The 25,964-nt window shown below is 30.7% G+C and carries 22 protein-coding genes; 17 read left to right on the forward strand and 5 right to left on the reverse strand.

What is annotated here, in order from left to right; translation table 11 throughout:
• Nucleotides 1-19: 19 nt before the first annotated feature.
• The 3 genes from H600_RS0106370 to H600_RS0106385 all read right to left on the reverse strand — a co-directional run bounded on the left by H600_RS0106370 (nt 20) and on the right by H600_RS0106385 (nt 4,237).
• On the reverse strand, nt 20-1,882 hold the full coding sequence (locus H600_RS0106370; RefSeq protein ID WP_026728002.1) for an ABC-F family ATP-binding cassette domain-containing protein: 1,863 nt from the start codon (nt 1,880-1,882) through the stop codon (nt 20-22).
• A gap of 201 nt (nt 1,883-2,083) precedes the next feature.
• Nucleotides 2,084-3,151, reverse strand: coding sequence for an acyltransferase family protein (locus tag H600_RS0106380; RefSeq protein WP_026728003.1), 1,068 nt, complete (start codon nt 3,149-3,151; stop codon nt 2,084-2,086).
• Between the two features lie 120 nt (nt 3,152-3,271).
• The gene (locus tag H600_RS0106385; RefSeq protein WP_026728004.1) at nt 3,272-4,237 is read right to left on the reverse strand and encodes a hypothetical protein; all 966 of its coding nucleotides are present in this window, start codon (nt 4,235-4,237) and stop codon (nt 3,272-3,274) included.
• Nucleotides 4,238-4,693: 456 nt separating this feature from the next.
• Here H600_RS0106385 and H600_RS0106390 point away from each other — a divergent pair, with 456 nt between their 5' ends.
• The 16 genes from H600_RS0106390 to H600_RS0106465 all read left to right on the forward strand — a co-directional run bounded on the left by H600_RS0106390 (nt 4,694) and on the right by H600_RS0106465 (nt 23,339).
• Entirely contained in the window at nt 4,694-5,119 is a 426-nt protein-coding gene (locus tag H600_RS0106390; RefSeq protein ID WP_026728005.1) for an adenylyltransferase/cytidyltransferase family protein, read from the forward strand.
• Between the two features lie 13 nt (nt 5,120-5,132).
• Complete coding sequence (locus tag H600_RS0106395; protein WP_026728006.1) at nt 5,133-6,083, forward strand: GDP-L-fucose synthase family protein; 951 nt, start codon at nt 5,133-5,135, stop codon at nt 6,081-6,083.
• Between the two features lie 76 nt (nt 6,084-6,159).
• Nucleotides 6,160-7,242: a GDP-mannose 4,6-dehydratase gene (gene gmd / locus H600_RS0106400; RefSeq protein WP_026728007.1), complete on the forward strand. Its 1,083-nt coding sequence runs from the start codon at nt 6,160-6,162 to the stop codon at nt 7,240-7,242.
• Between the two features lie 119 nt (nt 7,243-7,361).
• Complete coding sequence (locus H600_RS21920; protein ID WP_051234386.1) at nt 7,362-8,276, forward strand: glycerophosphodiester phosphodiesterase family protein; 915 nt, start codon at nt 7,362-7,364, stop codon at nt 8,274-8,276.
• Nucleotides 8,277-8,435: 159 nt separating this feature from the next.
• A complete protein-coding gene (locus H600_RS0106410; RefSeq protein WP_026728008.1) occupies nt 8,436-8,858 on the forward strand; it encodes an FAD synthase family protein in 423 nt (140 codons plus the stop codon).
• 4 nt (nt 8,859-8,862) lie between these two features.
• Entirely contained in the window at nt 8,863-10,761 is a 1,899-nt protein-coding gene (gene asnB, locus H600_RS0106415; RefSeq protein ID WP_026728009.1) for an asparagine synthase (glutamine-hydrolyzing), read from the forward strand.
• Nucleotides 10,762-10,809: 48 nt separating this feature from the next.
• On the forward strand, nt 10,810-12,087 hold the full coding sequence (locus H600_RS21925) for an oligosaccharide flippase family protein (protein WP_035108441.1): 1,278 nt from the start codon (nt 10,810-10,812) through the stop codon (nt 12,085-12,087).
• Nucleotides 12,087-13,316 (forward strand): CDP-glycerol glycerophosphotransferase family protein, encoded by a 1,230-nt coding sequence (locus H600_RS0106425; RefSeq protein ID WP_026728010.1) that lies wholly within the window; start codon nt 12,087-12,089, stop codon nt 13,314-13,316. Before H600_RS21925 ends, H600_RS0106425 begins: the two co-directional genes overlap by 1 nt.
• Before the next feature lie 76 nt (nt 13,317-13,392).
• Nucleotides 13,393-14,601: a glycosyltransferase family 4 protein gene (locus tag H600_RS0106430; RefSeq protein WP_035108442.1), complete on the forward strand. Its 1,209-nt coding sequence runs from the start codon at nt 13,393-13,395 to the stop codon at nt 14,599-14,601.
• Nucleotides 14,594-15,253 (forward strand): acyltransferase, encoded by a 660-nt coding sequence (locus tag H600_RS21930; RefSeq protein ID WP_084157359.1) that lies wholly within the window; start codon nt 14,594-14,596, stop codon nt 15,251-15,253. Before H600_RS0106430 ends, H600_RS21930 begins: the two co-directional genes overlap by 8 nt.
• 15 nt (nt 15,254-15,268) lie before the next feature.
• The gene (locus H600_RS0106440; protein ID WP_084157360.1) at nt 15,269-16,411 is read left to right on the forward strand and encodes an EpsG family protein; all 1,143 of its coding nucleotides are present in this window, start codon (nt 15,269-15,271) and stop codon (nt 16,409-16,411) included.
• Nucleotides 16,412-16,508: 97 nt separating this feature from the next.
• On the forward strand, nt 16,509-17,288 hold the full coding sequence (locus H600_RS0106445) for a glycosyltransferase family 2 protein (protein ID WP_026728013.1): 780 nt from the start codon (nt 16,509-16,511) through the stop codon (nt 17,286-17,288).
• Between the two features lie 100 nt (nt 17,289-17,388).
• The gene (locus H600_RS21935; protein WP_084157361.1) at nt 17,389-18,402 is read left to right on the forward strand and encodes a glycosyltransferase; all 1,014 of its coding nucleotides are present in this window, start codon (nt 17,389-17,391) and stop codon (nt 18,400-18,402) included.
• A 211-nt stretch (nt 18,403-18,613) separates the two neighbouring features.
• Entirely contained in the window at nt 18,614-20,032 is a 1,419-nt protein-coding gene (locus tag H600_RS0106455) for an undecaprenyl-phosphate glucose phosphotransferase (protein WP_026728014.1), read from the forward strand.
• A 133-nt stretch (nt 20,033-20,165) separates the two neighbouring features.
• Nucleotides 20,166-20,933 carry a polysaccharide biosynthesis/export family protein gene (locus tag H600_RS0106460; protein ID WP_026728015.1) on the forward strand — a complete coding sequence of 256 codons (768 nt, stop codon included), beginning with the start codon at nt 20,166-20,168 and terminating at the stop codon, nt 20,931-20,933.
• A gap of 9 nt (nt 20,934-20,942) precedes the next feature.
• Nucleotides 20,943-23,339: a GumC family protein gene (locus H600_RS0106465; protein ID WP_026728016.1), complete on the forward strand. Its 2,397-nt coding sequence runs from the start codon at nt 20,943-20,945 to the stop codon at nt 23,337-23,339.
• A gap of 83 nt (nt 23,340-23,422) precedes the next feature.
• On the opposite strand, the gene H600_RS0106470 is transcribed toward H600_RS0106465, so the two are convergent.
• Complete coding sequence (locus tag H600_RS0106470; protein WP_026728017.1) at nt 23,423-24,166, reverse strand: tyrosine-protein phosphatase; 744 nt, start codon at nt 24,164-24,166, stop codon at nt 23,423-23,425.
• Nucleotides 24,167-24,306: 140 nt separating this feature from the next.
• Here H600_RS0106470 and H600_RS0106475 point away from each other — a divergent pair, with 140 nt between their 5' ends.
• Nucleotides 24,307-25,497: a DUF5009 domain-containing protein gene (locus H600_RS0106475; RefSeq protein WP_026728018.1), complete on the forward strand. Its 1,191-nt coding sequence runs from the start codon at nt 24,307-24,309 to the stop codon at nt 25,495-25,497.
• Between the two features lie 71 nt (nt 25,498-25,568).
• Here the strand turns inward: H600_RS0106475 and H600_RS0106480 are convergent, their stop codons facing one another.
• A complete protein-coding gene (locus tag H600_RS0106480) occupies nt 25,569-25,961 on the reverse strand; it encodes a hypothetical protein (protein WP_026728019.1) in 393 nt (130 codons plus the stop codon).
• Between the last annotated feature and the right edge of the window lie 3 nt (nt 25,962-25,964).

A 25,964-nucleotide genomic window follows, 5' to 3' on the forward strand; every position in this document is an offset into this window, starting at 1 on the left:
TGTGACTGAGAGCTAAAATCTATCCTTCAATTTTTGCAGAAAGTTCAAACCAGCGTTCTTCTTTTGCGTCAATTTTATTAATGATATTTTGAAGCTCATTTGCTTTTTTCTCGATATCGGCATCTGCAACTTTTCCGTCAGAAAATAATTGCTCGATTTTAGCTTTTTCGATTTCTAAATCTTTGATTTCACGCTCGATTTTTTGATATTCTTTTTGTTCGTTGAAACTAAGATTTCCAGTTGGATTGTTTTGTTTCCAATCTTTCTTTTCAGCTTTGTTTTCTTCTTTTTGAGCAACGTCAGCACTGTCTTCATAAGCGCGGAAATCAGAGTAGTTTCCTGGGAAATTTTCAATTTCTCCTTGTCCTCTGAAAACAAATAAATGATCGACAATTTTGTCCATAAAATAACGATCGTGCGAAACTACAAGCAAACATCCTGGATAATCTAAAAGGAAGCTTTCCAGAACATTCAAAGTTACAATGTCCAAATCGTTTGTTGGCTCATCGAGAATCAGGAAGTTCGGATTCTGAATTAAAACCGTACACAAATACAAACGTTTTAATTCGCCACCACTCAATTTTTCTACATAATCGTATTGTTTTTTGGCGTCAAAAAGAAAGCGTTCCAATAACTGAGAAGCTGAAATGATCTTTCCTTTTGCAAGCGGAATATATTCTCCATATTCCTTAATAATATCAATAACGCGTTGGCCTGGTTTCGGATTAATTCCGGATTGTGTATAATATCCCACTTTTATTGTGTCGCCTTTTACGACGCGTCCGCTGTCAGGCGGAATTGTGCCCGTCAAAAGATTCAGGAAAGTCGATTTTCCAGTTCCGTTTTTACCAATAATTCCGATTCTTTCGCCACGCTGAAAATCAAAACTAAAATTATCCAGAATAACGAGATCTTTGAATTTTTTAGAAAGTTTGTGAAGCTCAATAATCTTGCTTCCCATTCTTTCCATATTAATTTCAAGCTCAACTTTGTTTTCTTTTCTTCGGCTTTGAGCCTTTTCTTTAATAACGTAAAAGTCGTCCTGACGCGATTTAGATTTGGTTGTTCTTGCTTTTGGCTGGCGACGCATCCATTCTAATTCTTTTACAAATAAGTTTTTAGCTTTGTCAATACTTGCATTTTCAGAAGTGATTCTTTCTTCTTTTTTCTGCAGGTAATAAGAATAATTTCCTTTGTATTGGTATAATTTTCCGTTGTCAAGTTCTAGAATTTCGTTGCAGACACGCTCCAAAAAGAAACGGTCGTGCGTAACCATAAACAATGTGATGTTTTCTTTAGCAAAATAGCTTTCAAGCCATTCGATCATTTCAAGATCCAAATGGTTGGTAGGCTCGTCCAAAATCAATAAATCAGGGCGATTGATCAAGATAATTGCCAATGAAAGGCGCTTTTTTTGCCCTCCCGAAAGATTCTTTACTTTAAGTTTAAAATCCTCTAATTTTAATTTAAACAGGATTTGTTTGTATTGCGTTTCAAAATCCCAAGCATTATGCTGATCCATAGCATCAAAAGCTTTTTGATATGCTTCTTCGTCGTTTGGATTTTCAAGTGCTTTTTCGTAGGCTTCAATAACTTTCAAAGTTTCATTATCTGAAGCGAAAATACTTTCTTCAATTGTCAATTCATCTTGCAGATTATTATCTTGAGAAAGAAACGCCATTCTAATTCCTTTTCGCAAAACAACTTGTCCAGTATCGGGTTCGTCCAAACCATTAATAATGCTCATAATGGTGGTTTTTCCAGAACCATTTTTAGCGATAAAAGCAATTTTTTGATCTTTATTGATTCCAAATGAAATGTTGTCAAAAAGGACTCTTTCGCCAAATGACTTCGATATATTTTCTACAGAAAGGTAATTCATGGTTTAAAATGGCCTAAAAATAAGGCTTTTAATAGGTTTAAAACTAGAGATTTCGAACTTTGATTGAAAGTCTGAAATAATTTGCAAAGATACTTTTTTGAATCCAACAAAAAAAGATAGCAGAACGCTATCTTTTGGATTTTGTAAAGTCACTTATTATGAGCTTATTTATATACGAAAAAATGTTTTTTTAAAAGAAATTTACTTTCTTTTTTGAGTTAAATAATGGCGTATTGGGATGTCTATATACCTCATTGTTAGATACGCAATGCCTATTAAAACTGCAGTTGACAAAGAAACAACGGCAAAAAGTTCAAATCCGCTGCATTTGTAATTTGCTTGATAAACGGCAAATATCCAAATTGCAAAATAATGCGTCATGTATAACGGATAAGATAGGTTTCCTGAAAAGTTGCAGATTTTTTTTGTCACCGACGAAGCAATAGTTCCTGCGCCAAGTGCAACCAAAAAGGGAAAATACAAAATCACTATAAGTGGTTCTGTTATGTAATTCGTTTCTGGGTTAAACGGATATAAAAATGCCGGAACTAAAAGCAAGGCAAGTCCGATAAAACCAAGTTTTGATGGAATAATTAATTTATAGCGATAGACCAAAATACCAGCAGAAAAGGAGTAAAAGACACGTGCTCCTCCGTGCCAAAACGTTAATCCGTCCCATCCTCCTAAAATGTTTTTTGCCTGATAAGCGACATAAATCAAAATAATTGCGGCTACGACATTTAGGGATACCATGGTTTTACGTGATACTCGCCACAAAATCAATGAATAAACAATGTTTGCAATGTATTCCCAAAATAGCGACCAAGCGGGTGCATTCAGTCCGAAGTTGTTGTTATAACGCTCTTTCATGATAGGAAGCGGAATCAATAACAGCGAACAAATAAAAATCAGTAAAATTTCAAAAATGCTTCTTTCTCCAATGCCGCCATTTGGCATAAGAAAATAACCAGCCAGACCAAGAATCGACCCTACAATAACAAGCGGATGCAATCGAATAAGACGTGATTTGAAAAACTCGGTAATTCCCATTTTTTCAATACGATCGTCGTAAGCATACGCAATTACAAATCCCGAAAGGCAAAAGAAAAAATCAACTGCAAGAAAGCTATGGGCAAATAAATTTTGGCTCGGATCTGGGAAAGCGACTTCTAAAAAGTGAAAAATCACCACGGCTAAAGCTGCGACGCCACGAAGTCCGTCAAGGATTTCAAAATGTTGTTTGGTTTTGGTTAGATTAGGGTCATTCATGCTGCAATATTATTTATTGCGTGCTAATATATAGCTTTTTTGAATTTGCATCGCCTCTGCAATGATTTCGGATGTGTTTTTTATATTCACTAAAAAGCTATTAGTAAAAACAGTAAATATTTATTTGATAAGAAAAGAACTCAAGATGTTAGTCAGGTCCAAATAATGAATTTGTGCCGCAACATTTATAATGGGTTTCAGAATCAAAGTTTCATTAGTCAAATAATAATGAAGTCCGTCTGCAGTTGCAATTCCTTCAATTTGATGAAAAGAAAGCTGAAGGTCAATTCGGCGTTTGTTTCCAGATTCAAAATCATAGTTTTTAAAATCATACAGAAGATAAAGAAATGGTTTGCCGAGTTTAGAATACCCGCAAAGCGCAATTAGTTTTTTGGACTCCAAATAAGTTGCACCTGTAACAAGTCCTTTGGTGTCAATTGTTTGTTTTAGTTGAGCGGTGTGGTTTCCAGCTTGATTAGGAAGTGCATAAATACTCGTTTTCGACGATTTCCATTGTTTTGTAAAAAGAAAAATACTGTCTTTAGAAACAATAAATGCTTCGCAGTCAAAATCAGTTGAATTTGGTTTTTTAGTAACGAAATCAGTTTGATCAGCATATTTAAAATTAATAGTTTCTATCGTCGCATTTCCAGTCAAAAAATCTTTTTTGTTGATTTTCAAAATGTTTAAATCATTTCTGTTTCCAGCATAATTATTGCCAAAATCGCCAATATAAATATGCGCGCTGTCTTGCGAAATTTCTTCCCAGTCATGATTAATGTTTTTATCTAAAATAATTCTTTTTTGAATTTTGCCTAAAGTGTCAAGCCCGTAAATGGTTTTGTCATGGTCATCATTGTGTGTCCAAAGCAGATTATCAAACCAAATTAAGCCAGAAGTTTCTTTGATTGAATCATTAAGTCGCAAAGAGTATTTTGGTTTTATTTTTAAAGCTTCATATTGACAGCTTCCATTGTTTGTAGTAGCTGTTTGATCATAATTTTTGGCAAGTGAATCAGTACAACCACGGGTCTGCGAATAGCCAGTGTTAAAAATTAGAAAAAAAAAGAAAATTAAATTTTTCATCTATGAACTTTTCTATCAATTACATACGCAAAAGTAATTTTTAATAAGATGAAAAAGGAGCAAAAATGGAACAATATTTTTTTTAAAAGATGCAATTTTTTTTAAATTAAGTTGTTATCTGTTGCAGTGCTATTAGGGTTGATGTGTATTAAATTAAGACAATTCTTTCTTTATAGCTTTCAGTATTCATTTTAGAAATGTATTTTTGCAAAAATATTAGAAGAGCATTCTTACGAAGCTTTTGGTATGTATTTGTTTTTTAATGTTTTGTGTTTTTTAAGGGCTTTTTTAACAAGTTTGTTAAAGTGTTGTCTGATAAAAAAAAACTTAAAATTTGTCGATATATTTGCCGCTAATGTGAATTTTTCTGCTTTCAAATTTTGGGAGTCGGAAGGGCGAAGCCGTGTGTTGAAAGTAAGTGTTAATTAGTTGTAAAATTAAAGTAAGCAAATAGTTATGAAAATAGGAATTACGTTTAGTGCATTTGATTTATTACATGCCGGTCATATCACAATGTTAGAAGAAGCAAAGAGACAATGTGATTATTTGATTTGTGCTCTGCAAACAGACCCAACTCTTGATCGTCCTGAAAAGAATAAGCCAACACAGACAGTCGTTGAGCGTTATATACAATTAAAGGGATGTAAATTTGTAGATGAAATTGTTCCTTATGCTACAGAACAGGATTTAGAAGATATTTTACGTTCATTCAAGATTGATGTCCGTATTTTGGGAGATGAATATAAAGATAAAAACTTTACAGGAAGAGCATATTGTGAGGAGAAAGGGATAGAATTATATTTTAATAAAAGAGATCATCGTTTTTCAAGCAGCGGACTTAGAAAAGTTGTGGCTGAAAAGGAAGCTCTTAAAGTAATTTAAAAAAAAATACTTAATGGATAAGGAAAGTAAGATCTATATAGCAGGACACAATGGGATGGTTGGAAGTGCTATTTGGAGAACATTATTAGCCCAAGGATTTAGTAATTTGGTTGGAGTTTCTAGTAAGGAACTAGATCTTAGAAATCAACAGCTAGTTCAAGATTTTATTGCTAAAGAAAAACCAGATGTTATTATTGATGCGGCAGCACGTGTAGGTGGGATTTTAGCAAATAATGATTATCCGTATCAATTTATTATGGAGAATATGCAAATTCAAAATAATTTGATTGATGCCGCTTTGCAAAATAATGTTGAAAAGTTTGTTTTTCTTGGAAGCTCTTGTATTTATCCAAAATTAGCTCCACAGCCTTTAAAAGAAGATTATTTGCTTACAGATACTCTTGAGCCAACAAACGAATGGTATGCAATTGCGAAAATTACAGGGGTAAAAACATGCCAAGCAATTCGAAAGCAGTTTGGAAAGGATTTTGTGAGTCTTATGCCTACTAATTTGTATGGCACTTATGATAATTTTGATTTAAACACTTCACATGTTTTGCCTGCAATGATTCGAAAGTTCCACGAAGCAAAGGAAAATAATAATGCTTCTGTAATATTATGGGGAAGTGGAACGCCAATGCGTGAGTTTTTATTTGTTGACGATATGGCGAAAGCAGTAGTATTTGCTTTAGAAAATAAATTACCGGATTATTTATATAATGTTGGTACTGGAAAAGATTTGACCATTAAAGAATTGGCCGAAACGATCCAGAAAATTACAGGGCATACAGGAGAGATTATTTGGGATTCTACTAAACCAGATGGTACTCCAAGAAAATTAATGGATGTTTCAAAGATGCATGATTTAGGTTGGAAACATCAAGTAGAACTTGAAGAAGGAATTAAAAAAACTTATGATTGGTTTTTAGAAAATATTCAAAACTTTAAACAAGTTAAATTATAGTCAAATATTTAAAAGACAGACTGATAAATAAATTCAGTTTTTTCTATTTTAAAATAAAATATAAAATTCTTACCAAATGAGCACTCAAAAGACAGCACTTATAACGGGAATAACTGGCCAGGATGGATCATATCTAGCAGAATTATTGTTAGAAAAAGGATATGAAGTGCACGGAGTAAAAAGACGTGCATCTTCTTTTAATACCCAACGCATCGATCATCTTTATCAAGATCAGCACGAAGCACACGTTCATTTTAAATTGCATTATGGTGATTTAACAGACTCGACTAATATTATTAGAATCATCCAAGAAGTACAGCCTGATGAAATTTATAATTTAGGCGCTATGTCTCATGTGAAAGTATCTTTCGATTCTCCTGAATATGTTGCAAATGTTGACGGTATTGGTACTTTGAGAATTTTGGAAGCTGTAAGGATTTTAGGTTTAGAGAAAAAAACAAGAATCTATCAAGCATCAACTTCAGAGCTTTATGGCGGCATGTCAGAGAATAAAAATGAAAAAGGTTTTTATGATGAAAACTCGCCATTTTATCCTCGCTCTCCCTATGGTGCTGCCAAAATTTATGGTTTTTGGATCACAAAAAATTATAGAGAGGCCTATAACATGTTTGCGTGTAATGGTATTTTGTTTAACCATGAATCTCCTAGACGTGGTGAAACTTTCGTAACTCGTAAAATTACTATGGCAACAGCTGCTATTGCGAAAGGAAAGCAAGAATGTCTTTATTTAGGAAACCTAAACTCGCAAAGAGATTGGGGACATGCTAAGGATTATGTTGAGGCAATGTGGAGAATTTTACAGCAAGATATACCAGAAGATTACGTAATAGCAACAGGGGTCACTACTTATATTCGTGATTTTGTCATTATGGCTTTTTCAGAAATAGGCGTTGAATTGACCTTTGAAGGGGAAAATGAAAATGAAGTAGCTAAAATTAAAGCTTGTAATAATCCCTTATATCAACTGGAAGTAGGAAAAGTAGTAGTGCGCGTTGACCCTGAATATTATCGTCCTACAGAGGTTGACCTTTTAATTGGGGATCCTACAAAATCTAAAACTAAGCTAGGCTGGAAGCCTCAATATGATTTGAAGGCTTTAGTTAGAGAAATGGTTGCAAGTGATTTAGAATTGTTTTAAAATTTATTTCACAAGAAATAGAAATGGCAGATTAAAAAAATAATAAAAAATAGTAAATATTGATTTAAAAAAATTATTATTGCAGACAGTTAATAAATTGATTTTAAAACAATAAGTATATGAAAAGAAAGTTACTTTTTTTTGCAACATTATGTTTTGTTTTTTTTGCCAGTTGTTCTGCAGAAGATGTAAATCATTTTACTTCGAGGCCAGTAAATGTTGCCAATCCATCTGAAACAGATTATTCTGATACAATTGGAAAACCTGGGTTGATAGATAATCCCGATCCCGATAGTGCAATAATTGATGGCCCAATTGTTATTAAAAATAATATCGTTGCTCATCGTGGTGCTTGGAAAAAAAATAATCTTCCTCAAAATTCAATAGCCTCTTTAAAAGAAGCTATTCGTTTAAAGTGTAGAGGGTCTGAATTTGATCTTTGGCTCACCGCTGATGATTCTTTGGTAATATGTCATGATAATTCATATAACAATCTTAATATTCAAAATTCAAACTATTCTCAATTGGTGGTTTTTAAACTATCAAACGGTGAAAAATTACCCACGTTAAGAGAATATATACAAGCAGCAAAACAAAACAATAACACAACTCAATTGTTTTGTCATGTAAAAGATTTATTAAGCGCAGCACGAAGAAAAGTATATGCCACGAAAATACTCGAATGTGTTAATAAGCTTAATGCTCAGCCGTTAATAGTATATGCTAGTGAAAATTATAATATACTAAAAGAATTACGAGCATTAAGTGATTCAGCAGATATTCGATCTTTTCTAACTAATGTTACACTTTCTCCTGAAGAAGTCAAGAAAGATAACATATCAGGTATTTTTTATTATGATTATGTATATTACAAAAATCCAGATTGGATAGAAAGGGCTAGACTAAATAATATTTCTTTAAGTGTGAGTGTAATTAATAATGCAGACGGGATAAATTGGTTTTTAAAAAATAAATTTGATGCCATATTAAGTGATGAACCGGAATTGGCATTAAATCTTCAAGATAAATTATAATTAACGGCAAAAAGCATTAAATAATTAATCGTAAGAAAGTTTTAATTTGTTGGTTTGAAAATTCTATAATTAAGGAATTTTTACAAATAGAAAATCAAATTATTAATCACAAATTTTATATAAGTTAAGAATAATATAATTCAATATAATAATAAAATAATGAAAATAGGATATACGACTGGAGTTTTTGATTTATTTCATATCGGACATTTAAATTTGCTAAGAAATGCAAAATCAATGTGTGATAAACTAATTGTAGGAGTGACCACCGATGAATTAGTTTCATATAAAAATAAAAAAGCAGTAATTCCTTTTGAAGAGCGTGCTGAAATTGTGAGAAATTGCAAATATGTGGATGTAGTTATCCCTCAGCCATCGATGGATAAATTTGAAGCTTGGCAAAAACTTAGGTTTGATATAATGTTTGTCGGAGATGATTGGTTTAATACTGATAAATGGAAAGATATTCAAGCACAATTTGAAGAAGTTGGAGTTAAAATTGTTTATTTTCCTTACACAAAAGGGACATCTTCAACTATTTTAAATGAGACATTAGAAAAATTGAGACAAAATAATAAATAAGTTTATGTGCGGAATATTAGTAAATGCAGGAAATGTTGGGAAGGATAAATTTATTCAAGCTTTAAATTTACAAGCACATCGCGGTCCCGACAGTTTCGGGTATGATAAAATTGATAATGTAAGCTTTGGGCATAGACGACTAAGCATAATTGATCTTAATGAGTGTTCAAATCAGCCTATGCATAACTACAACAATAGATATACTATTGTTTTTAATGGAGAAATTTATAATTATAAAGAAATTAGGCAAGAATTACAGGATTTAGGTTATATTTTTAAAACGGATGGTGATACTGAAGTTATATTAAATGCCTACGAAGCTTTTGGAGCAAGAGCCCTGGATAAGTTCATTGGAATGTTCGCGTTTGTTTTATACGATAATTTAAATAAAGAATTTTTCATTGCTCGAGATAGATTGGGAGTTAAACCTCTTTTTTATACAATCAATGATGATGGAATTAGTTTTAGTTCTGAAATAAAGTCCATTTTATTTTTAGATAATTCAAAAAGACAATTAAATTTAAGAGCAGTTAGCTCTTATTTTTCTTATAGATACCCTATTAATAATGAAAGTTTTTTTGAAGGCATTGAAGTGTTTCCGGCAGCGCATTGGATGCGTATTGATTCAAACGGTAATAGAACTATCGAAAAATACTGGGATTTTAGAGATAAAATTTATTTGCAAAAAGAAGACAGGGGAGAGCAGTTTTATATCGATGAGTTGAAAGAATTAATGACTTCTTCAGTAAAATATAGAATGGTCTCAGATGTGCCAGTTGGTGCTTATCTTTCTGGAGGCGTTGATTCGAGCGTAACTACTTATGAATTAGCAAAATTAAATAAAAATGTTGTAAATACTTTTACTATTGGATTTGCAGAAGAAGGATATAATGAATTTTCATATTCTAAAATAGTATCAGAATTATGTAATACTAATCATAAAGAAATTCTTCTTGATGAAAAAAATTATTTTGATTCTATGTCTGATTTGATTAAGATAAAAGATGCTCCGTTAGGTGTGCCTAATGAAGTTCCTCTTTATTTGATGTCGAAAGAATTAAAAAAGGATGTGACAGTTGTTTTATCTGGTGAAGGTGCTGACGAAATATTTGCAGGTTATAGTAGACTATTTAGTTCATCTGAAGATTTTAATCAAATGAAAGATACTACTATTGATAAAAAAAGTGAATTATACACGAAGCTAATTAATAAGTATGGAGAGAGTTTTCCAAAAACTGAGATTGAACATTTTTTAGGATTATATCAATATTGCTCATCTTCATTTAAATCAAAATTATTTCATAAGAGAATTAATTCAGATAAAATTGAAAAAGAGTTAAATGAAGTTTTTTTAGCGGTGTTTGAAAAATTAGATGATGAGTCTTATTTAAACAAGATGCTATATTGTTTTGAAAAAATTCATTTACCTGGTTTATTAAATAGATTGGATACAACAACAATGGCAGCCAGCGTTGAAGGTCGTGTGCCTTTTGTCGATCATAGATTAATAGAGTTTGCTTTTTCTATGCCGAATCATTATAAATTAAAATGGAATGAGGATGAAGTGGCTTTAGAAAGCAAATTAGGCAGTGAAATGGCTGAAAATCAAAATACACCAAAATATATTTTAAAAAAGGCTTATGAAAATATTCTGCCAAACGAAATTTTATATAGAAAGAAAATGGGATTTCCTGTTCCTTTGAATACTTGGTTTGGAAATGACTTTAAAGATCTAGCGTTTAATAAAATAATAAACGGGTATCTCGTTCAGAATGATATTATTGATAAAGATTTTTTTATTCAATTGATCAATAATTATGAAGCCAATGGAAGCAAAGAAGATATAGGTATGAAAATTTGGATGATATTAAATATGGAACTCTTTTTATCAGAATATTTTTAATGGGCATTAAATTTAATTATCATATAAATTTTTTATAAATATAAGTAAGTGCGCTTTAAAAATAATAATCTAAATCCAGCCCTTATTTCCAATTTTTTTTCTTTGGTAATATTACAAGGTGCTAATTATTTATTCCCTCTATTAACAATTCCATACTTATTTAGAACACTTGGTGTTGATACTTTTGGATTAATTAGTTTTGCTACTGCATTTGCTCAGTACTTTGTAATTCTGACTGATTTTGGATTTAATCTTTATGGAGTACAGTATATATCTGTTAATAGAGATAATAAGAATTTGCGTGATGTTTTCTTTGCAAATGTTGTAGTAGCACAGCTTTTTTTGTTTGTAATTGGTTTGCTAGTATTAATCAGTATCATTTTTACTTTTGATAAGTTTTATAATGAGAAATGGATTTATCTACTTTCTTATTCAACTGTGTTCGGGACTGTGCTTTTACCAACTTGGTTTTTTCAAGGAATTGAGCAGATGAAGTATATTACAAAAATCAATATTTTAACACGTACTTTTTCAATAATTCCAATATTTTTCTTTGTAAAATCTGATGCAGATTATCTATTAGTGCCTTTTTTTTATGGATTAGGATCTATTGCTTCAGGATCTATTGCTCTTTATGTTGCAAAAAAGCATTTTAATGTGAATTTCAATTTTTCTAAGGTTTCATTTCTGGGTATCAAAGAATGTCTGAAAAATAGTTCGGAATTTTTTGTTTCTAGAATTTCTGTTTCCTTATATACTATTAGTAATAGTTTTGTTCTGGGTTTAGTTTTGGGAAATATTTCCGTAGGTTATTATGTAGCGGCCGAGAAACTTTATGGAGCAATACAGAGTCTAATTGAGCCCCTTAACAGTGCCTTATACCCTTACATGGTCAAACATAAAAACATTAATACATTCACAAAGATTTTTGTTAGTGTATTACTTATTATTTGTATTGTTTTGCCTATTTGTATTTATAATGCGGATTTTATAATGCATTTAATTTATAAAAGTGTTGCAATCGAAAGCGTTATTGTCTTTAAAATACTTTTAGGAGTATGTATTCTTTCTGTTCCTGCCATTTTATTAGGTTATCCATTGCTTGGTGCATTTGGATTTTCAAAATATGCTAATCGTACTGTAATTATATCTTCAATTTTTCATATAACAGCACTTAGTATAATGTTTGTAACTAATAGTATTTCGGTTATTGCAGTAGCCAGTTTGGTATTAATAACACAATTTATTGTATTGTTGGCGAGAGTTATTGGAGTTTATAAGAATATATATAAAGCTGCCAAACAAACAAATGAAATAAATACGTAATGAACATTAAAAATATATTAAAAATATTAATATTTCCATTTACCAGAGTACTTTACTTAATATCTGGTTTAATTCCTAGAAATCCTAAAATTTGGGTATTTGGTGCACAAAAAAATGCATTTAATGACAACACAAAATATTTGTTTATTTCATTAACAATGGAGAGGCCTGATATCAAAGCAATATGGATTACATCAAATAGAGAAACAATAAAAAAAATCAGAAACAATAGTGGCTTAGCTTATTATAGATGGAGCTTAAAGGGGATTATTTATACTATATTGGCTAAATATTGGTTTGTGACGACTACTGTAGCGGAAATTGACTATTATACATCTAGAGGTGCAACGGTAATTAATCTCTGGCATGGAATACCAATAAAGAAAATTTATTTTGATACAGATAATGTTGAAGATTTTAATAGGTATCACAATCCCTCATTTATTCAAAAGTGGATAGATGAACCTTCTGTTTTTAGATTGTCGAATTATATGGTTTCAACTTCAAATCACGTTTCTGTTAATGTTTTTTGTTCGGCATTAAAAGTTGAATTGGAAAATTGTTTAAATTTTGGACAAGCGAGAACAGATATTTTTTTCTTTGATGATCAAAAATATAATGAATGGGTAAATAAATGGGAATCTAACTCATTTATTTCAATTATTGATAGGGCTAAAAAATCTAATTATGTTTGGATTTATATGCCAACATGGAGAGAAAGTAATCCTTCCTTTTTAGATGATATGGGGCTAAATTATGATAAGATCAATAAGTCGTTGTCTGCAAAGGATGAATTATTAATAATGAAACTTCATCCATATACTCCGATTGATTTCTTAAATAAACTAAAAGGATATTCTAATATTGTTGTAGTGGAATCTTCACAAGATATTTATCCTTTATTAAAATTCACTGATGCACTTATTACTGATTACTCATCTATTTTTATTGATTACTTATTGTTAAATAAACCTATTGTTTTTTATTGTTTTGATTTAGAGGATTATATATTGAGTTCTAGAGGGTTTTATTATGATTATTCGGAAGTAACTCCGGGCATTAAGGTAAAATCAACGGACGATTTAGAAAATTTATTATGTTTAACTAAAACGATTGATTCTAAAAGTGATGATCAAATCAAGATAAATAAGCTTTTTTATGATTATATGGATGGAAAAAGTTCTCATAGAATTACAAACTTTTTTGATGATAAAAAAGATGTAAATTGATTTAAGTCATTCTTACTTAAGATAAATAGTAGAAATATAAACTTATTTGAATAGAAAAGCAATTAATAAATATTATATGAAAGTCCTTTGGTTTACAAATACTGGTTCGAATTTTTTAAATAATGATAGTCATAATGGAGGAGGTTGGATATCATCTTTAGAAACTATATTAGTTAAAAATTTAGATATAAGTTTATCAATTGCGTTTAATATCACTACTAAGCATGATAAAACGGTTAAGGAAAATGTTTGTTATTATCCAATTTATAAAAGCAAAATACCGTCGATTAACTCATCAGATGATATTAAGAAATATCTTGATGTTGTAAATGATTGTAATCCAGATATAATACATATTTTTGGGACTGAACAGAATTTTGGATTAATAATTCCTTATATAAACAAGCCAGTTGTAATTCATTTGCAAGGAATATTAAAGCCTTATCAAAATGCATTGCTACCGCCAAGATTTTCAAAATTGGATTTTTTCTTTCAAAATGGTTTTAATCCGTTTAAAGTACTTTTAAATTATTATAGATATAAAAGTTGGGAGAGTCGATCTGATCGTGAGTTAAATATTTTAAAGCATTGCAAATATATAATGGGTAGGACTGAATGGGATAGAAACATGTCTAGACTTCTAGCTCCTAATTCAGAATATTTTTATTGCAGTGAAATTCTTAGAAGTATATTTTATGTAGATGAAAAATGGAAAAGAAATGCAGGAAGTAAAAAAATTATTGTATCCACTTTATCATCACCATTATATAAAGGGGCAGACTTAATACTCAACACAGCAAAAATTTTAAAAGAAATACCAGGAATTGATTTTGAGTGGATAGTTTTTGGTGTAAATGATATAAAATATATTGAAAAAAAGTTAAAAATAAAGGCAAAAGATGTTAATGTGAATTTCTATGGAGTTGTAAATTCTGAAAAATTGAAAAGTAATTTGCTAGAGTGCGATGTGTTTGTTCATCCTTCTTACATAGATAACAGCCCTAATAGTGTATGTGAAGCCCAAATATTGGGTGTGCCTGTTATAGCTTGTAATGTCGGAGGCTTATCCACGATTATTAATCATAATGTAACTGGACTATTAGTGCCTGCAAATGATCCTTATATGTTGGCAATTAATATTTTTGACATTTTAGCAAATAAAGATGAAGCTGAAAGAATTAGCAACAATGAAATTAATACAGCCCTTTTTAGGCATGATCCAAAAAAAATAACGCAAGATTTGATTGGTATTTATGAAACAATATTAAAGAAACAAAATGAATAAATTTGCATATTTTGTATACATATTAAACTTTATACTATGGAAAATAGGATATAAAATTTCTATAATATATAATAAAATAAAGTTTAGCATATTACTTGGAGAAAAGTGTGGGAAAAATTTTGAGGTTGCTGGTACATTAAATCTTTATTTTGGAAGCCGAAAATCTGTGCTTAGTATTGGTGACGATTTTCATTCATTAAACGGAAATTTTTATAATCCTTTAACCCGAAACTCTCAGGGCGCTATAATGGTTGAGGAGAATGGTAAGATTATCATTGGTAATTGTGTTGGAATGTCTTCAATTATGATGAGATCACATAAATCTATTATAATAGGTAATTATGTGAATATAGGCGCAGATTGTATGATTCTGGATACAGACTGTCATTCTCTGAATTACCTTGATAGAAGAACTCGTGGCGAATTGGATTCAGCCAACGTAATTTCATCAGAAATAATTATCGAAGACGATGTGTTCATTGGGGCACGCACAATCATTATGAAGGGTGTTCGTATAGGTGCTAGAAGCATAATAGGAGCGGGTAGCGTGATAACAAAAGATATACCCTCTGACTCTATTGCAGCTGGAAATCCGTGTAGGGTAATAAAAAAAGTAGTAGATGGTGAAAATTATTTGGAATTTCAACAATAAATTTTTCTATTACTAATGATATACTTTGTAATCTTGTTTTTGGCCTATTTTTTAGCGCCTTTAAGTAAAAAGAGGATTGTTTTTTCTCAGAATAATTTTACTTCAAAGGTAGGTACAGCTAAGGGTAAATTAGTATACTTTTATTTTTTTACGTTTATTTTGATTTGTATTTGTGGATTGCGAAGTGTTAAAATTGGTCTTGATACTCCACAGTATTATTTTTTATTTCGCGATGCAAGTAAATTTGAAAATTTAATTGATTTTATTTCTCATATTAAAAAAGATAAGGAACATCCTGAGTGGGGATATATTGTTTATGAATGGGGTTTGAGCTTGTTCGGTAATTACAATTTTTTTCTTTTTTCAACAGCTATACTAACCATATTGCCATTAATGTGGCTAATTTATAAATATTCAAAAATTCCATGGCTAAGTATTGCCCTGTTTATTTTATTTGGATATTTTACTTTTTATATGTCAGCATTGCGACAGGCAATTGCCTTAGCATTTTGTTTTTTTGCTTTTCATTATTCGTTGCAAAATAAGCTATTGAAATATTTACTTTGTATGGTTTTAGCTTTTTTGTTTCATCAGACGGCAATAGTTTTTTTTCCAATTTACTGGATCAAAAAGATTCCATTAAATAGAAAAGTATTATTTGCAACAATTGCACTTATTGTTTTTTCTTTTATCATTAGGGATTATATTTATATGCTGTTTTTGTCAGTTTCACGGACTGATTATACTGAACATATTGCGGCTGGTGGCTTTCGTATGTATATTACCATGTTGTTAGTTATTGTTATAGGCTTTCTTTCGATGAAAGAAATAAAAGATGATGAGTTAAATAAAAAGCTGTTTTATATGATGATTGTTTGTGCTTTTTTATGGCCCATTCTTTCAATTGGTAGCCCTGCATTATATAGACTGTATTATTATTATCATATTTTTATAATATTGTTTAGTGCAAATCTAGCAATGTCAATTAAGTTGAAATTACGTAAAAATATTGTTGTTTTGTTTTTTGTACTTATTGGTTCAGCCTATTTTATTACACAGGTTATGTATGGAGAGTCAAATGTATATCCGTACAATTTCAATTGGGAAGTTCCTGTAAACTTAAATACTTTACAACATTCATGGGAGGAAAAAAAATAAATTACAATAAAAATAAGATAAAAATTTTTTTTTTCTTAATACATTTTTTTTCGCCTTTGTAGAACTTATTTAAAAAAAATATTAATATAAAAATAAAATGCCTAAAATTTCAATTGTAACAATTAGTTATAATAGTATTAGATGTATTGAAAATTGTATTCAGAGTATTGTAGGTCAGTCATATAATGATAAAGAATTTATTGTTATTGATGGAGGATCAACAGATGGCACTCTTAGTGTAATTGAGAAATATAAAGATCAAATTGATTATTTTGTATCAGAACCGGATAAAGGAATAAGTGATGCATTTAATAAAGGGATTAAAGCTGCAACAGGTGATGTTGTTGTATTTATAAATTCTGATGATTTATTAGTTGAAAATGCTTTAGAAATATTTGCAAAATATTATGATCCTGCAATCGACGTTTATTGTGGTAATGTTATATTATGGAATTCAAAAACTAATTACAAGGCATTAGGGGCCGCATTGATAGAATTTCCACATATTCCTTTTAAATATAGACTTTGGCATCAAGCTGTTTATATAAGAAAATCTGCTTATGAACGTTACGGTTTATACAATGTAGATTTACGCTATATAATGGATTTAGATTTAGTAATGAGAATGTATCAAAATAAAGCATCTTTTAAAAAAATACCTGAAACATTAGCTGTTTTTCAATTGGGAGGTATTTCACAAAGTTCAACAGCGAAGTTATGGGCTGAAAGGAAAAAGGTAATTCTAGATAACGGTGGAACAAAACTAGATGCAATAATCTGGATTTCTTATTTAAAAATTAGAACATTTATAAAGAACATAGTTTCCTTATTTGGTGAGGATCTAAGATTGCTATTTGTTAACAAAAGATATAAATAAGAATTCTAGTTTTAATAATACTAAAAAAAAAACAATTTAAATTACTTGTTTCTAAATAAAATTTAATTGGAAAGCATTGAGTTGCATATTTACTGGAATTATGAAAACAGCATTTATAACGGATTGGTTAGATAAATATGGTGGTGCTGAGCGTGTGGTTACTGCAATAAATGAAATTTATAAATTTGATTACTATTATGCTTATGTAAATAAGATGAGTCCTGAGCTTCAGAAAAGAACTTTCGGAGGACGTGATGTTATGGTTGAAAGCTCAAATATCATGTCTCTTTTTAAATATAAATTTCGAGCATTAATGCCGCTTTTCCCACAAATAATAAAGGCATTTAATCAACAAACAAAGAATAATACTATTGATTTAGTTATAAGCTCTTCTTGGGCAATGTCTAAAGGTTACAGGTCAGGAAATGAAATTCATGTATGTTATCTTCAGGCTCGAAATTTTAAATACGTATGGGAAGAAGCCGATTTGTATTTTAAGGGACCTTTGAAATTGTTTTCTTTTGTAAAGGGTTTTTTACAGCGATTTGACGTTGCTAGTGCTCAAAATCCTAATTATTTGATTTCTAATTCTATTTTTGTACAGAATTGGGTAAAAGAGAAATATAAAAGAGAATCTGTTGTTATTTATCCGCCTGTTGAAGTTGAAGATTTTTGCATTTCGGATATAACAGAAGATTATTATATCACTGTAGGGAGATTGGAGCCATACAAACGTTTTGATATTGTAATCGAAGCATTCTCTTTAAGCAAGAAAAAACTTATTGTTGTAGGTGATGGAACACAGTTGGCCTACCTAAAATCAATTGCTGGAGAAAATATTGAATTTGTTGGTTATTTAGACAAAAGGGAAATTTGCCAATATTTATCTAAAGCAAAAGGATTTGTTTATGGTGGAGTTGAAGATTTTGGAATTGCAATTGTCGAAGCACATGCATGCGGAGTACCAGTAATTGCTTTTAAGGGAGGTGCTTCTAGTGAAATTATTAGCGCAAACAATGGATTATGTTATAATGAACAAAATCCTAAATCATTAAACGAAAAAATTGATGTTTTTGAAAATCAATTTCATATATATATAATAAAAACGAAATAAGGAAATCCTCTTTTAGATTTTCGAAGAAACGATTTCAAAATGAACTTAAAAGTTTCATATCTTCATTAAAAATCAAATAATTGTTCTATTAATCTTGATTATAATTTAAATTGAATTATGTCTTCGATTTCAATCGCATACCTGCAAGGTGTTTTTTTTGTAATCTTACGTGATTGTTTCGAAAAATGATATGTAATATGCTAATAATAAAATGAAAATTTTACAAGAACTCTCAGAATATCGTTTTTCACGATATTTTAAACTTTTATTTGTAATATGGGATATTATACTTCTCAATACTGCTATTGTTTTATCTGCTTTATTAAGATTTGGCACAATTGATAAGTTATTCCTGAAAGAAGTAGAAACTATTTCATTATTAGGTAATTTGGTATGGATTGGTCTTTTGTTATATAAAGATTCTTTCAGAATTGTACGCGTTGAGCCAATTGAGTCTATTTTAAAGCGAACGATAAAAAAAGTCATTATTCATATAGTGATAACTGCTTTTTTTGTAGTGTGTCTAAAATATAGTGATATATCAAGGCTTCGATTGGTTTATTTTTATATGATTTTCTTTTTTCTATTAATGGTTTCTAGATATTTATCGATGAAATTGTTAAAGTATATTAGATCTAAAGGTTATAATTTTAGAAGTTTCGTAATTATCGGGGCAAATGATACTGGAGAAAGAATGCGAAGAATCTTAGCCAAAGATTTAACATATGGTTATCGATTTTTAGGTTTTTTTGATGAAAAAGTTGATCCCTTTGCGTTTATTTCACATCCTGTTCTTGGCGGATTCGATCAGATAGAGGAGTTTATTATTAGTGAAGAAGTTGATGAAATGTATGTAGCGTTGCACATTGACAATATTGCGGTAATAAATAAATTAGTGAAAATTTGTGAGCATCATATGGTGCGAATTAAGTTCATTCCGGATTTTCAGCTATATACAAAATCAAATAAGGTTGAGATGACCTTTTATGAAAACACACCTGTCCTAATGTTTCGTCGGGAACCTTTGGAGGCCGCGGTCAATAGATTTATAAAAAAAGTATTTGATATTTGTTTTTCATTGTTTGTTTTACTGTTTATATTTCCTTGGTTGTTCCCTATTATCATGCTAATCATTAAGATAGAATCTCCTGGTCCAGTTTTTTTTAAGCAGGAACGTTCAGGTAGAGATAATAGATCTTTTACATGCTTGAAATTTAGAAGTATGCGCTTGAATGGTGCTGCAGATAATAAGCAAGCCGTAAAAGGTGATAGTCGCGTTACTAAATTTGGAGCTTTCATGCGAAAAACAAGTATTGATGAGTTGCCACAGTTTTTTAATGTGTTCTTTGGTGATATGTCGGTGGTGGGACCAAGACCACACATGGTAAATCATACAAAGCAATATAGTGAGCTAATTAACAACTATTTAGTGCGTCAATATGCAAAGCCAGGTATAACGGGATGGGCACAAGTTAATGGTTATCGTGGTGAAACTAAGGAACTTATTGATATGGAAAATCGAGTAGAGTACGATATTTGGTATATTGAAAATTGGAGCCTACTCTTGGATATAAAAATAATTATCAAAACCGTTCTCAATGTATTTAAAGGAGAGGAAAATGCTTATTAGTCTTCTCAAATACATAATTAGATATTATCTAAATCTTTAAAAGAGCTTAATGCTTTACTCTAAATATTTTTTTTAATCCTTATATTTGCCCCCGTAAATTTTAGACCTGATGAAATTGAACCCTTCCTTTTTAATGAAAAACGTTAGTTTTTTATTGCTTTTATTTTTATGTTTTTCCTGTGGATCAAAAAAAGACGTAGTTTATTATCAGAATATTGATGGAATGACTGCTTCGCAAAATCCAAATTCTTACGAAATTAAATTACAGGCTGATGATTTGCTAATGATTTTAGTTTCAGCAGATGATCCGGAAGTTGCTATTCCTTTTAATCTTAGAACATATAGTACAACAAACAACAGCAGATTGGATATTACCAGAGGGCAAGAAACAGTCCAATTGTATTTGGTAGATCAAAGTGGAAATATTGAATTCCCTGTGCTTGGGAAGTTAAAGGTTTCTGGATTAACACGTACTGAGGTACTTAAATTATTGCAAGATAAAATTGGGGCCTATATTAAAAATCCAATCATCAATCTTCGTATAATGAATTTCAAAATTTCATTGCAAGGAGAGGTTAATTTACCGGGAACTTATCCGATTGCTTCAGAAAGAGTTACTTTGATCGAAGCTTTGAGTATGGCAAAAGACCTAACGATTTATGGTCGAAGAGATAACATATTAGTAATTAGAGAAACGAATGGTGTAAAATCATACAATAGAGTTGATATAACTAAGTCAGATTTCATAAATTCTCCTTTTTATTACTTGGCACAAAATGATGTTGTATATGTTGAACCAAATCAGACTAAAGTAAATGCATCGGCTGTTGGTCCTAATACTTCAGTAATTATTTCCGCAATATCTATTTTAGTATCGCTTTCTGTCCTAATCTTTAAATAAAATATTAAAATGCAAAAACAAGATTTTTATAATGATCTTATTGATGATGAAAATGAAGACTTTAATCTTAGAGAACAATTAGATAAATATTTAGTTCATTGGCGTTGGTTTTTATTAAGTGTTTTTTTGGGATTAGTTTTATCTTTTTTATACTTAAGATATACTGTGCCAAGTTTTGAAGCATCTACTACGATATTAGTAAAAGATGAAAAAAAAGGAGGGATGCTTTCTGAATTATCTGCTTTTTCGGATCTTGGGATAGGTGGTAGTATGATAAACAATGTAGATAATGAAATTGAAATTTTAAAATCTAGAACATTAGTAGAGAGTACAATAAAAAAGCTCAATTTAAATGTTGGCTTGTTTGTAAAGGGCAATGTAATAGATTTGGATATATATGGGAAATCTCCAATAAATGTTTTTGTCATTAATAAAACTGCTTTTTTTGATGAAACAGATGTTGTTTTCAATTATATTCTTTTAGATGATAATTCCTTTCAATTAGAAATTGATGATGATGTCGTGAGTTCTGATGCTGAAAATGTTATTTTATCTGCCAAAAAGAAGTTTGGATTTGGAGAAAAGATCGCTACACGATTTGGGACTTTGGTAATTACAAAAAGTCAATATTATGAGAAAAATAAAGAAGGCAAATTCAGAAATATTCACATAGTTTTATCGCCCTTGGATGAATTAACAGAAGGCTTTAGAAAAAGACTAAAAGTAGATCCAATTAGTAAAACTAGTAGTGTTGTTAGTGTCTCTGTCTCTGACCCTGTTAAAAAAAAGGCAGAGAATTTTCTTGACAACATGATTCAAATCTATAATGAAAATGCAGCTGAAGATAAAAATTATATTTCGGAGAATACTTCTAAATTTATTGCAAGTAGATTAGCATTAATTGCGCAGGAATTAGATGGAGTAGAACAGGATGTTGAAAGTTTTAAAAAGACAAACAAACTTACTGATATTGAATCTGAGGCAAAACTTTTTATAGAAGGATCAACCGAATATGATAAAAAAGGAGTTGAAACCGAAATTCAGTTGAATGTGGTTTCTTCACTTTTAGACTTTATTAAGAAGAGTAATAATTCTGATTTATTGCCTTCTAATATGATTGCAGATAATAATGATGCAAGCGGATTAATTTCTTCTTACAATCAATTAGTTTTAGATCGAAATAGAATCTTAAAATCTGCAACTGAAGAAAATCCATCAGTGGTGAAGTTAGATCAACAAATCACATCTTTAAAATCAAATGTTGCGGCCAGCCTAAGACGTATGCAGGCTAATTTACTGATTCAAAATCGTGATATTAAAAGCCAAGAAAGTTTATTGAATAGCAAAATTGGTAAAATTCCGGTTCAGGAACGTCAGTTCAGAGTAATTGCAAGGCAACAAAAAGTTAAGGAAGAACTGTATTTGTATTTGCTTCAAAAACGTGAAGAAACTGCGATTTCATTATCTGCGACGGAGCCTAATGCTCGAGTAATTGATGTTGCAAAAGTAGATAAAGACCCAATCAGTCCAAAGAAAAAAAATATTTATTTGATCGGAATGCTTTTAGGATTGCTAATTCCGTTTGGAGTTATTTATGGTAATGATCTTTTAGATACAAAGATTAAAAGTAAATTGGATATTGAAGGGAAAACACAAATTCCATTTATCGGAGATGTACCAACTTCGGATGATATTGCTGAATTGATTAAATCAGAAAGCAGAACAAGTTCGGCCGAGGCAATTCGTATTGTAAGGACTAACTTGGAGTTCATGCTAACTAAAGTGCCTGAAGGAATTGCAAAAACGGTCTTTGTGACGTCGACTTTCCCTTCAGAAGGAAAAACTTTTATATCGGTAAATCTTGCTGCAACTTTTGCTTTATCTGGACGACGTGTTTTATTGGTTGGTTCTGACATTAGAAACCCAAAATTTGGAGAATACATTAATGTCCCAAGTGTAGGTTTGACTAATTATTTGTCATCAACTGATAAAGATGTACGAGATTATATCATCAAACATGAAGGATATAAGAATTTCTTTATTCTGCCTTCTGGGGTAATTCCGCCAAATCCGGCTGAATTGTTGATGAGTAATAAAGTGGATCAGCTTTTTGAAGAACTTAAAAAAGAGTATGACTATATTATCGTGGATACGGCTCCAGTAAGTTTGGTTACTGATACACTGTTGATTGCTAAAAATGCGGATACTTTTGTGTATGTAATGCGTGCAAATGTTCTAGAAAAACGTATGTTGAATATTGCTAACACATTCTATAAAGAGAAAAAATTACCTAATATGTGTATCGTTCTTAACGATACCGATTCTACGAAAGGTTATGGATATGGTTATGGCTACGGAGTTAGAGTAGAGAAAAAACCTTGGTACAAAAGAATAATCTCTAAATAATTAAAAAGATTTTATAAAAAAAACGGCTCAATTAATTGAGCCGTTTTTTTTATGACAATACTTTCAGATTTGATGAAAGTAATTTAGAATTTGAAAAATTGATTATTATCAATAATTTCTTTTAAGACCTTAAGATTGTTATTCTCAATTTTTATTTTCTGATTAAATGATGCGATGTGATTATTATGGTGTACATCTGTACCAACAAAATCATACATTCCTTTTTTCAAAAGTTCGTCTGCGACTTTAGTGATGTCCCCGCCGTAGTATCCAACCGTTGCCAGCAAATTGAGCTGAAATAAACACCCTGCTTTTTTTAATTTATCATATTCATTGAAATTTTTATGATAAAATAAATAACGTTCTGGATGCGCTAAAACTGGAATGTATCCCGCGACCTGAAGATCAAAAAGGATTTTGTATAATTGAACTGGTGCATTCATGTAAGACATTTCAACTAAAACATAATTGTCTTTCAATGTCAAAAGTTTTTCGTTTTGAAAATGGCTTTCAAACCAATCATCCATGAAATATTCTGCAGCGGCTTTAAAAGGTATTTTTACATTTTCAGCTTCCAACAAAATTTGAGTTTCTTGCTGTTTGTCAAGAATTTCTTGAGGCGAATTATCCCAGATATAATGACTAATATGTGGTGTTGCAATAAATTGAACAACACCCATTTCCTGAAAAGACTTGGCAAGTTTGCTTGTGTCTGCTATTGTTTTGGCACCATCATCAATTCCGGGTAATAAATGTGAATGAATATCAACATAGTTCCCAGCAAGAAGGTCCTTTAAGTACGGTTTTGATTTTAAGAATGATAACATGCTGCAAAAGTAAGTAAACTACATCGTATTTTGCGTCATAAAAGGTAAACTTTTTATTACAGCAACATTTAGAATTGTGATATGATTTTTCTATCTCAGCAAATATTCTATATTTGTTTGTAGTAATAATTTATTATTTTATGAGGATTAAAGAGAATTTGTATAATCAAAGAATTGTTTCTATAGATGCTTTGCGAGGAATTACAATTTTTATAATGATTTTTGTAAATGAGTTGGCGAGCATAAAAAATGTACCTCAATGGATGAGGCATATGCCTGCGGATGCAGATGCTATGACTTTTGTTGATGTAGTCTTTCCTGCTTTTTTGTTCATTGTGGGAATGTCCATTCCGTTTGCTTTTAATGCGAGATTAATAAAAGGTGATAGTGCAAAAACGATTTGGACGCACACTTTGAAAAGAGCATTGGCCTTGATAATTATTGGGGTGTTTATGGTCAATGCAGAATATGGATATGATGCTTCAAAAATGATTATTGCACCAGCTTTTTGGGGGTTATTGGCATATTCAATGCCTATTCCTATTTGGAATAAATATTCTAAAAATTTTCCGGTTTGGTTGAAATATACGCTCCAGTATGGAGGAATGCTTGTTTTGACGACGCTTTATTTTCTGTATATTCAAGATACAGGTGAAAGAGGAATGACGCCAAAATGGTGGGGAATTCTTGGACTTATTGGTTGGGCTTATCTTTTTACAGTTGTTTATTACTGGCTTGTCTCAGGTAGATTATGGGCAATGATTGTCTTTTTGTTTTTTTGTGTTGCCGCTAATTCTATTAATTTGATAGAAAGCTCACCAGTAAACCAATCATCTTGGTTTAGTTTTATTGCAGGGCATTTGACACATGCTTCTTTAGTAACTGCTGGAGTAATAATTTCACTACTATTTTTTGATCAAAAAATACAAAGCAAAATCAATTGGCCAGTCATTGGGTTTGCGGCTTTGTTTTTTGTCGTTGGTTACTTATTGCGACCTTACTATGGTATATCAAAAATTAAAGGCACGCCATCATGGACAATGTTTTCAGCAACGATTTGTACACTATTATTTTATTTTTTGTTTTGGCTGATAGAAGTCAAAAAGCAAACAAAGTGGAGTGAATTTTTTATGCCCGCCGCCGCAAATCCGTTATTGATTTATATTTTGCCTGGTGTTATTTATTATTTCAATTTAGCGTTTCATATTCAAATCATTCCAGAATATTTTCGAGAAGGAGTTCCTGGAATTATTTGGTCATTGCTTTTCTCTACGATTATGCTTTTCGTTATGAAAATCTGCAATAAATATAAAATTCAGTTGCATTTGTAGAAAAAGTTTCAAGTTTCAGGTTTCAAGTTGGTCACTATGAAAAACTTAAAACCTGAAACTTGAAACAAATTTCATCGAACTCTTTTGAAGGCAATTGGACCACTTCGATCCTTATTGTCCTTAAAAGTTCCTTCAAGTTTGTTCCCGTCTTCAGACAAAGTTAGAGTGTGGGTTCCAGCCGTGGCCCAGCCTTCAATTGGCAAAGTAACATTTACGGTATACGTAATTGTATTTCCAATTCTTTTTCCAGTACCGCTTTCTACAAATTTTTGCCCTTTCCATTCTAAATAATGAGTGAAAATAATTTCTCCGTTTTGTTCCGATATAATAGCAACGGCATTCTCGACTCCGGAATTAATATCTTCCCAAACACCATTAATATCTATTTTTGGAACAGATTTCTGTTGGCTATAGCCATGATTAAAAATAAGTACTGCAACATAAAGTAAAAGTCTTGTTTTCATGTT

The sequence above is a fragment of the Flavobacterium denitrificans DSM 15936 genome, assembly GCF_000425445.1.
Classification (GTDB): domain Bacteria; phylum Bacteroidota; class Bacteroidia; order Flavobacteriales; family Flavobacteriaceae; genus Flavobacterium; species Flavobacterium denitrificans.

What these genes read in the sequence shown, in the direction of transcription:
- H600_RS0106370 (WP_026728002.1), bottom strand. Translation starts at nt 1,882, where the DNA reads ATGAATTACCTTTCTGTAGAAAATATATCGAAGTCATTTGGCGAAAGA.
- H600_RS0106380 (WP_026728003.1), bottom strand. Translation starts at nt 3,151, where the DNA reads ATGAATGACCCTAATCTAACCAAAACCAAACAACATTTTGAAATCCTT.
- H600_RS0106385 (WP_026728004.1), bottom strand. Translation starts at nt 4,237, where the DNA reads ATGAAAAATTTAATTTTCTTTTTTTTTCTAATTTTTAACACTGGCTAT.
- H600_RS0106390 (WP_026728005.1), top strand. Translation starts at nt 4,694, where the DNA reads ATGAAAATAGGAATTACGTTTAGTGCATTTGATTTATTACATGCCGGT.
- H600_RS0106395 (WP_026728006.1), top strand. Translation starts at nt 5,133, where the DNA reads ATGGATAAGGAAAGTAAGATCTATATAGCAGGACACAATGGGATGGTT.
- gmd (WP_026728007.1), top strand. Translation starts at nt 6,160, where the DNA reads ATGAGCACTCAAAAGACAGCACTTATAACGGGAATAACTGGCCAGGAT.
- H600_RS21920 (WP_051234386.1), top strand. Translation starts at nt 7,362, where the DNA reads ATGAAAAGAAAGTTACTTTTTTTTGCAACATTATGTTTTGTTTTTTTT.
- H600_RS0106410 (WP_026728008.1), top strand. Translation starts at nt 8,436, where the DNA reads ATGAAAATAGGATATACGACTGGAGTTTTTGATTTATTTCATATCGGA.
- asnB (WP_026728009.1), top strand. Translation starts at nt 8,863, where the DNA reads ATGTGCGGAATATTAGTAAATGCAGGAAATGTTGGGAAGGATAAATTT.
- H600_RS0106425 (WP_026728010.1), top strand. Translation starts at nt 12,087, where the DNA reads ATGAACATTAAAAATATATTAAAAATATTAATATTTCCATTTACCAGA.
- H600_RS0106430 (WP_035108442.1), top strand. Translation starts at nt 13,393, where the DNA reads ATGAAAGTCCTTTGGTTTACAAATACTGGTTCGAATTTTTTAAATAAT.
- H600_RS21930 (WP_084157359.1), top strand. Translation starts at nt 14,594, where the DNA reads ATGAATAAATTTGCATATTTTGTATACATATTAAACTTTATACTATGG.
- H600_RS0106440 (WP_084157360.1), top strand. Translation starts at nt 15,269, where the DNA reads ATGATATACTTTGTAATCTTGTTTTTGGCCTATTTTTTAGCGCCTTTA.
- H600_RS0106445 (WP_026728013.1), top strand. Translation starts at nt 16,509, where the DNA reads ATGCCTAAAATTTCAATTGTAACAATTAGTTATAATAGTATTAGATGT.
- H600_RS21935 (WP_084157361.1), top strand. Translation starts at nt 17,389, where the DNA reads ATGAAAACAGCATTTATAACGGATTGGTTAGATAAATATGGTGGTGCT.
- H600_RS0106455 (WP_026728014.1), top strand. Translation starts at nt 18,614, where the DNA reads ATGAAAATTTTACAAGAACTCTCAGAATATCGTTTTTCACGATATTTT.
- H600_RS0106460 (WP_026728015.1), top strand. Translation starts at nt 20,166, where the DNA reads ATGAAAAACGTTAGTTTTTTATTGCTTTTATTTTTATGTTTTTCCTGT.
- H600_RS0106465 (WP_026728016.1), top strand. Translation starts at nt 20,943, where the DNA reads ATGCAAAAACAAGATTTTTATAATGATCTTATTGATGATGAAAATGAA.
- H600_RS0106470 (WP_026728017.1), bottom strand. Translation starts at nt 24,166, where the DNA reads ATGTTATCATTCTTAAAATCAAAACCGTACTTAAAGGACCTTCTTGCT.
- H600_RS0106475 (WP_026728018.1), top strand. Translation starts at nt 24,307, where the DNA reads ATGAGGATTAAAGAGAATTTGTATAATCAAAGAATTGTTTCTATAGAT.
- H600_RS0106480 (WP_026728019.1), bottom strand. Translation starts at nt 25,961, where the DNA reads ATGAAAACAAGACTTTTACTTTATGTTGCAGTACTTATTTTTAATCAT.